We start from the raw sequence: 8,560 nt of genomic DNA, 5'->3' as shown, positions 1-8,560 counted from the left end.
GAACGTAACGCAGTCTATTTTGGATTTGCAAGGAATTCTTCGACTTGTTGTAACTCACCGTTTGGATGCTAATTCACTTAAGCAATATGATGAGATTCTTGTGATGAAAAGTGGCGAGCTTATTGAGCGTGGAAGCTTTGAGGAGCTTATGAGTCAGAAGGCGTACTTCTACTCGCTTTACACTGTGTCTATGTGAGGATGTGACACTGATTGTAGGAATGCGCTGGTTTGTGCTTGGTTTGAGCCTGGTTTGTTGGCGTGCGCTGGTTTGTTGGTGTGCGCTATGCAATTTAGCGCAAGTGATTCTGAAGCAGCGCTAGTAGCCATTAAGTGCAAATTTGCATCGATTGGCTACTTTGGTGTTTGACTGATTCTGGTTTGGCTACTTTGCAATTAGCTTATTTAGCTACCTTTTAGGTATTGCTTTTATTTTGAAGTGTTAATTGATATATACCCAATTCGGCATAGTATTATCCTTTCATCAATATTTTGAAATAGTATGCTTTTTTGAATTTAAAACTATAGCGAATAAAAATATCCTCTTTACTGGTTTTATTCAGTAAAGAGGATACATATCAAAGACTGCGAGGGAGATATTTTAGTTATTTCTTCGATCTTTCAAATTGACGTTTTAGTATTTTCAGTGCAACTCTTAGGGAGTTTACTCTTCATCTGAAAAATCTTCGCTAGATGCGTCTATATGACGAATGTTGGCGAATGTTTTAATGTTTTTAGCAACAGTTTCGGCAATAGCTTTTCCTGTTTCACCGGACAGAGATTCGTCACCGTTCTTTAGAGCGGTTTTCGCAAAATCTGCGTAACGGTTTACATAGTGTTCATCAACGATTCGAGCGCCGAGCTTGTCACCGAAGCTGATCGGGATCTTATTGTTGTCGTTCTTATCAATGGCGATTCCGCCGTCAAAGCCGTCAGAATCAACTACGAGAACACTGCCGTCAGATAACATGCAGTCAGACACTTCAACCTTGTATTTACCAGGCTTCATGCTGATGATATCCTGCTTGTCATTTGCGACAATGGCGTGATAGAAGTCAACGTCCTTATTATTTTCATCGTCACCGATAAAGTGCATAATTACAGGAGAGGAAGCGGAATCGAAGTCATCGTTTGCAGTGATGAGGAATTTGACTTTATATTTGCTTAACTGTTTTACTCTTTGGTCTTCCGTTTTTGTTGTGCTACTGTTTACGCTATTTGCTCCGCAAGCGCTTAGTGAGCAAGCTAATCCAATTACAGTCAGTGAAGCAATTGTGATAGATACAACTTTTTTAAGAGTTAAAGACATATTAGAGTGAATGTTTTTATTGCTACTTAAGCTCTGTGACATGTTATACCCCATTCTCATCATTTGAATTTATTACTATAAGAGAGTTATTTTCATATCGTCTTTATAATAAAAACTTTAAATACTCTACGCTTTAACACGTCAACACGCAAATATAAGCAAACCAGTAAAGAAATAGACCAGTAAAGAAATAGACCAGTAAAGAAATAGACCAGTAAGGAAGCAAGCCAATAAAGAAGCAAACCAATAAAGAGTTTAAGAACTTATTTTTGTAAATTGTTTAAATATACAAATTAGATTAAACAATTATACATAAATCACAAATTATGTATCACTTTTATTAAACAATGCTTACTAATATTACTAACTAATGCTTACTAATCCAACGAAAATTAGACTATTTCAAATAACGAAATTAGATTGTTTTATATAACAAAATTATACTATTTCAAATAACGATTATTTATGATAAAAAAATATAGGAACTCTTCGTAAAACATATCGATTGATTCTATAAGATGGAGATTACGATGAATTTAAAACTGAATTTCAAATATCTAAGCCTCTTTCCTAGTTGTAACTATCTACTATAAACAAATGTATGTGAGTGTTAGTTATTATGAAATAACGCATGCAAAGAAAGGATGTGATTATGACTGAGCGATTCACAGACGAATTAAAAAATGAGAATATTGAAACATGGAATGCTGCAATTCATCATCGTTTTGTTAATGAATTAGTTGAAGGCACGATTCCAGATGCTGTGTTAGCTGGATATTTGATTCAAGATTACAGATTTTTAGATAGTTTCTTAGCTTTATTGGGTGCTGCCGTTACAACAGCAGATAGGCTTGATAGTAGGCTTGTGTTCTCTAAATATATTGGTGAAGTAGCGGGAGATGAGAATACGTATTTTGTGGATGCGTTCAAAGAGTTTAATACTCCTGAATCTTTTAGGAATAATATTCCTGATACTGAATCTACTCGTGAATTTAAGAAAATGTTTTTAGATGCAGCTCATAGCGGTCATTACGCTGCAGTTTTAGCTGTATTAAATGTTACTGAATGGATATATATTACTTGGGCTTCTAATGCTGAAGGCAAGCGACCTGAGCGTAAAGTTCATTATCAATGGATTGATTTGCATGATTACGCTGGTTTCCACGATTTTGTTGGATTCTTGCGTAATGAATTAGATCGAGTTGGACCCGAGGATTCGAAAATAGCTCGTGAATATTTTGCGCGCGCTGTGAAACTTGAGCGTATGTTCTTTGATAATTCTTATGAAAGTCCTGCAGAAATCTGATTGAACTAATACTGATCGAACTAATACTGATTGAACTAATACTATACGTAGTTTTGCATTTCTATTATTTACGTAAAGACCGGTATCTACGTGTTTCTTAATTTGCGTATTTACCGGTTTTGCGTTTTTACGTGTTTACGTGTTTTTACGGTTTTGTGTAAAATTTATTATTATATTCTTCTATAAGGCAATTTCGTAAAATTTATCATAAAATTTATTGTAAAATCTTTTGTTGTACTACCTGTATAGCCTGATTACTGCACTATTTTCGCTATTTTTCAGGCGTTTTGAGGCGTTTATATAATATTCTGTTATTTTTTCTAATTATAGTTTTTAGTAATTTTACAGATATTTGATGCATTTTTTATTATATTTGCATTATTTTGGCTTTAAATTACTCCTATATTTCAATGATTTTCAAGTGTAAATTTTCCGATAGTCGCAAATTTGAAAAAGAAGCGTAATTTTTTAAGTGCTTACGTAAATAACATGTAAACTTAAGATTTTTTAACTGTTAATTAAATTTATTCGATGGGGGGGGGTATTGGCTTTATTTAGCCATTTTATCTTATTGAGAATGGTTTGCATATGGCATTTTATGCCTTTTAAAAGCATAGTTGAAAATTTTCTGTTACATAAAAAATGCTAGAGTCTTCGGAATATATTTCTTCTACGTCTTAGCGCGTTTTAGGAATATGTTCATATCCATTCGAGAGGAGATTGCTATGAAGTTCAATAGAACGTCATACTTGACTCGGTTAGCCGCATTAAGCGTAGCTACTGCTACGTTGATTGTGCCACTTTCTGGAGTTCCTTCTGCTTATGCACAGGATTCTTATGCAGGTAGCGCTAATTTGCAATCGGAGTCACAGCAAGAAATAGAAAAAGCAGTTAAAAACGCTTCCAGTAAGCCTTTAACTCTTGATGAATTGCGTCTTAATCCAAATGTTGCGAAAATTTTGGATGAATCAAAGAAATATTCAAATAATAATGAATTGAGTTCAACTGCTCCTGTAAAAGTTATCGTTACTCTTAAAAATCAGCGTCACTTAGCATCTGATTTTGCTGAAAGAGCAAATAAAGCTAAGCAGAATGATTTACTTTCTACTTGGAAAGACAAGTATAGTATTACTGTTAATCGTCAACTCGGTTACTTAGTTAATGCTTTCGAAGCAACTCTTCCTGAAAATAAGATTCAAGCGTTGCAAAATGAGCCTGAAGTTGCTTCTGTAGCAAAAGAGCGCGTGTATTATCCTCTTGAAAATACAGCTAGAACTCTCGAAGGCGTAACAAAAGCTTTTGAGCAGAAGCATAAAGATCTTGACGGTAGAGGAATGTTAGTAGCAATAGTCGATACTGGTATTGACGTAGAACAGCCAGATATGAAGTTGACTAACAACTCTAAACTTAAGATGCAACCTAGAGGAAAAGATTTGTGTGGTTCTACTGAATTCACTGAAAAAGTTCCTGACGGTTACAATTTTGCTGATGAAAATTGCACTGTAAAAGATGCAGGCAAAGAACAGCATGGCATGCATGTTGCAGGTATTGTGGCAGCTAATGGAAAAATTAAAGGTGTTGCTCCAAATGCCCAACTTCTTGCTATGAAAGTATTCTCGAATGATCCTGATAAGCATGGTGCTGACGATGCTGATATTGCTGCTGCAGTTGAAGCTTCTGTGAAACTTGGTGCTGACATTATCAACATGTCTTTGGGTTCTGACAACGGTATGAGTGGTATGTCAAGTGTTACTGGACTAGCTCTCAAGCATGCTCGCGAAGCTGGCATTCTTCCAGTGATTTCTGCAGGTAACTCTGGTTTGAATTTCTCTGCTAGTGGAACAACTGACGATGCATTTGGTAAGTGGGATGATGGAACTTTAGGAAGTCCTGCAGCATTCAATGAAGCGTTTAGCATTGCATCTGTAGAAAACAAGGTAATTACTGCTTCTAAAGCTACTTATTATGCGAATAACAGCTCTAAAGATTTCGTATATTCTATTGCTACTGGAAGTGCAGATGGTGGAAAGCATGAAATTGTTTACGCAGGATTAGGTAGAACTCCGGATAATGGAGGCGCAGATGATTTCAACGGCGTTGATTGTAACGGCAAATACGTTTTGATTCAGCGCGGAGAAATCTCATTTAAAGATAAGTTTAATAATGCAATAGCAAAGGGTGCTGCTGGCGTAATCATTTACAATAACAAGCCTGATGATTTATTCATAGGTATGGGCGGCTTAGAAAAAGTTAAGATCTTTGGTGCTTCAATCCCAATGAGTGTTGGTGAAGAAATAAAGACCGCAATTGAGAATGCAAAGAAGGATAATAAAAAGGTAGAGGTTTCGTTTAGTAATGGAAACACTGAAATACCAAATCCTAGTAGTTTGCATCCTTCAACATTTACTTCGTGGGGACCAACTCCAGAACTTGACTTCAAGCCTCATATTGCAGGTATCGGTGGAAACGTGTGGTCTACGCAGAACGGCAAAAATAATTATATAGGCATGTCTGGTACTTCCATGGCTGCTCCTAATGTTTCTGGTCTTTCTGCATTAGTTATGCAAAGTTATAAGAATCGTTTCCCACATCTTTCTGCAAAAGCACTTGCTACTCGCGTTGAACAAGCGTTGATGAATACTGCTCAAGTGCTTAAAAATGATAATGGTGTTCCATATGCTCCTCGCCAAATTGGTGCTGGCTTAGCGCAAGTTGATAAAGCTGTTGATACTAACGTTATTGCAACAGTAGATGATACTGATAACGCTTATGCGCAATTGCGTCAAGTTAATGGTCCACGCACTATTAACGTAAAGTTGCATAATATTGGAAGCACTGATGCTCAGTTTGATATTCCAGATAATCAAGTTATAAATGAGTCTAATGAAGCTGGGCAAAAAACTGTAACATCATTCAGTAATGAAAGCTTGACTACTTTATCAAAGCATGTTCGAGTTGCTCCTGGTAAAACAGAAACTGTTAAATTTACTCTTAATCCTAAGACTAACGGAGATCATTATGTTGAAGGCTATATTGGTTTTGAGTCAACAACAGAAGGTCAACCAAATTTGTCTGTTCCATATTTAGGATTTGTGGGCGATTGGAATAAAGAGCCAATTATAGTCGACCCTAATAGTACTTACAGTGCGGATATTCCTGCAACAACAAAACTTGTTTCGCTATTTAATGAAGGTGGCCTTTTTGGCAACCTTCCTATGAAAGTGAACACTGAAGGTCAAGAACGTTCTCTTGGAGCATTTTCTCCTAATGATGATGGAATACTGGAAAGCGTTAAGCCATCTATTGCAGTGCTAAGAAATGCTGAACGCGTGAATTATTCTGTTTACGATAAAGACGGCAAAAACCTTGTTATAGATTTGGGTGACGATGATTATCTAAGTCGCACAAATCTTGGAAAGATGGATGCTAATGGAGCCCGTAGTAGTTCTAATGGTACTTGGGATGGTAAAGTTTGGGATCCTAAGAAAGGCTTTGTTGTAGCTAAGGATGGTTATTACACATATCGTATTAAAGCTCAGCTTTCTAAGGATTTCCCAGCTCAAGAGTATGACATGAAGTTTGCTCTCGATACTACTGGCCCTACTATTAAAATTTCTGATCGAGATGAAAACGGTGATGTCACTTTCACTATGCATGATGATTTAATTGGCACGCCAACTGCTCCGTCTATTACAATGGACGGTGATGAAGGTCATCAGTTGAAATATGATACTAGCCAGAATTGTAAGGATTCGGAAGGTGGTCATACTTTAACTTGTAAGATTCCGATAGATCCTTCAGCAAAGTTCATTGTTGCTAAGTCTTTTGACAATGCTTTAAATGCAAATGCTGTAGCAAAAGTGTTCAATAAGCTGAATAGCGCCGGCAAACCAGATGGAAGATCCAAGATTGTTGTTAATAATCAAGATTCTTTAACTACTAATACTTTGACTCCTAGGGATTATAAAGTTAAAAAATATGGTGATGATAAGTACTACTTGATTTTAAGTGGTTATCTTTCTGATGATGTGAAGTCGCTTCGTCCAGAAGTAGCTCATGGAAAGTGGGATCAGCACGATAAGTCTAATTGCGAAACAGGCGAATTTAAGATTGACAGTGAACATGCAACGTTTGTCTCATTTGTACCTCTTAAAAATGGCGATAACGTCATTAAGATAAGTGGATTGGATGCAAACGGAAATCCGATAGCTCATACTAAAAAGTTCACTGTGAAGTTCAACGAGAAAGCTCCTGAAATCACTGTTACTAACCTTAATAAGAATAAGCACTTAGATGTTGCTAAAGACGGAAAAGTGACTATTAAGGGTAAAGTTAGCGATGATCCTGGTGATAAGTTGACTTTGAAGATTGAGTATCAAAAAGTTGCTAATGCTGGAGATGATGCAAATTCAGTTTCTGATGAAGTCACTCTTAATAATGGAGAATTTGATACCACTATTGATCCGGATGCAAAAGCTGCAACTGTTACTTTAGTTGCTTCTGATGGAGCAAATAATACTACTTTGACGGTTCCGCTTGAAGGTCGTTCTGAACCAGAACAAGAAAATAGTGATGAAAATACTCCTGAAGTTGGTGAGGATGATTTCAGCATTGACAAGAGTAATTTGCAAGAAATTTTCGAAAATAACTATGTTGTTTCTGCAAATAATCCAAGCAAGGATTCTGTGAAAGTAACTGGTAATGCAGGTGAACTTATAACGAGTATTAAATTCGTACAGAATGAAGTTGGAACAGACAAGCATATGAATCTTGTTGTCTATGAAGCAAAGATTGATAAAACGAAGCACACTTTTGAAGCTGAGCTTCCAATGCATGCAGGTTTGAACGACTTTAGACTTGAAGTAGAAAAGAAAGATAGCGTAGACGATGATGACGATTACTCAACGACACTCGTCAATACTCCTGTGCGTTTCTATTTCGATGTCGCTGCTCCTAAAGTAACTTTCAATAATCCTACGCTTTACGGTCACACCTTATTTACAAATAAAGATTCTGTAAATCTTGCTGGTGAGATAAGTGATGATGCATTTGGATACTCGCTATACATTAACGGTAATACTGTTAAGCGATTCTTCTCGATTCACGCTGGTGGAGAAGGTGTTAATAAGCGAGCATTCTCTAGTGATATTCATGTTGATAATGGCGACCTGATAAACGTTCAGTCTTCTGATCAGATTGCTTCTTCTAAGATTGGACTTATTCCGGTAGTTCTTGATCAAGAAGACCCAACAGTTAATATTGGTTTATCTGATGGTGAGGGAGTTACTGATCCTAACACAAGGAAGATTTACGTACATGTAACTGATCCAAATCTTAAGTCTGTGAAAGTTTATATCGATAATAAGTTAGTTAAGACTGAAGAAACTGACTTAAAGCAGACTAAGATTGAAGACAATATGGTTGATACTAGCAATGTTCGTAATATTCCTACAGACGCGGATAGTCCTCAGAATACAGATATGAAGCTGTATATTCCTACTGCAGGTTTGAAGAAGGGTGATCATACTCTTCGCGTTGAAGCTACGGATTATGCAGGTAATGTAACTGGTGATACTAGCGATAATGCTGGCAGTGGAGTATCTCGAGCATTCAAAGTGACACAGGATTCTACAGCTCCTGAAACTCCTTCTGAGCCGGGTAAGAGTGATGGTTCTACTCAGACTGATCCTGAGCCGGGTAAGAAGGATGGTTCCACTCAGACTGATCCTGAGCCGGGTAAGAGTGATGGTTCTACTCAAACTGAGCCTGAGCCGGGTAAGAGTGATGGTTCTACTCAGACTGAACCTGAGCCTGGTAAGAGTGATGGTTCTACCCAGACTGAACCTGAACCGGGTAAGAGTGATCCTTCAACTCCAACTGATCCGGGTAAGACTGATCCTTCAACTCCAACTGATCCGGGTAAGACTGATCCTTCAACTCCAACTGAT

The 8,560-nt window shown here is 37.1% G+C and carries 3 protein-coding genes and 1 pseudogene; 3 read left to right on the top strand and 1 reads right to left on the bottom strand.

The window, feature by feature from the left end; all coding sequences use genetic code 11:
• Window positions 1-196: pseudogene (locus Q0X59_RS05835) on the top strand (ABC transporter ATP-binding protein); the annotation flags it as partial.
• Window positions 197-661: 465 nt separating this feature from the next.
• Here Q0X59_RS05835 and Q0X59_RS05830 read toward each other — a convergent pair.
• Window positions 662-1,348, bottom strand: coding sequence for a hypothetical protein (locus Q0X59_RS05830; RefSeq protein WP_297643827.1), 687 nt, complete (start codon window positions 1,346-1,348; stop codon window positions 662-664).
• A 610-nt stretch (window positions 1,349-1,958) separates the two neighbouring features.
• Here Q0X59_RS05830 and Q0X59_RS05825 point away from each other — a divergent pair.
• Together Q0X59_RS05825 and Q0X59_RS05820 are read left to right on the top strand one after the other, a co-directional pair.
• Window positions 1,959-2,612 carry a TenA family protein gene (locus Q0X59_RS05825; RefSeq protein ID WP_082266290.1) on the top strand — a complete coding sequence of 218 codons (654 nt, stop codon included), beginning with the start codon at window positions 1,959-1,961 and terminating at the stop codon, window positions 2,610-2,612.
• Window positions 2,613-3,337: 725 nt separating this feature from the next.
• The coding region (locus Q0X59_RS05820) for a S8 family serine peptidase (protein WP_297643824.1) at window positions 3,338-8,560 on the top strand (5,223 nt) is incomplete at its 3' end.

The organism is uncultured Gardnerella sp., from assembly GCF_947280595.1.
In the GTDB taxonomy this organism is placed as follows: Bacteria; Actinomycetota; Actinomycetes; order Actinomycetales; family Bifidobacteriaceae; genus Bifidobacterium; species Bifidobacterium vaginale_A.
Note: the sequence above shows the minus strand (reverse complement) of the source record. Positions and strands in the feature narration are given on the sequence as shown.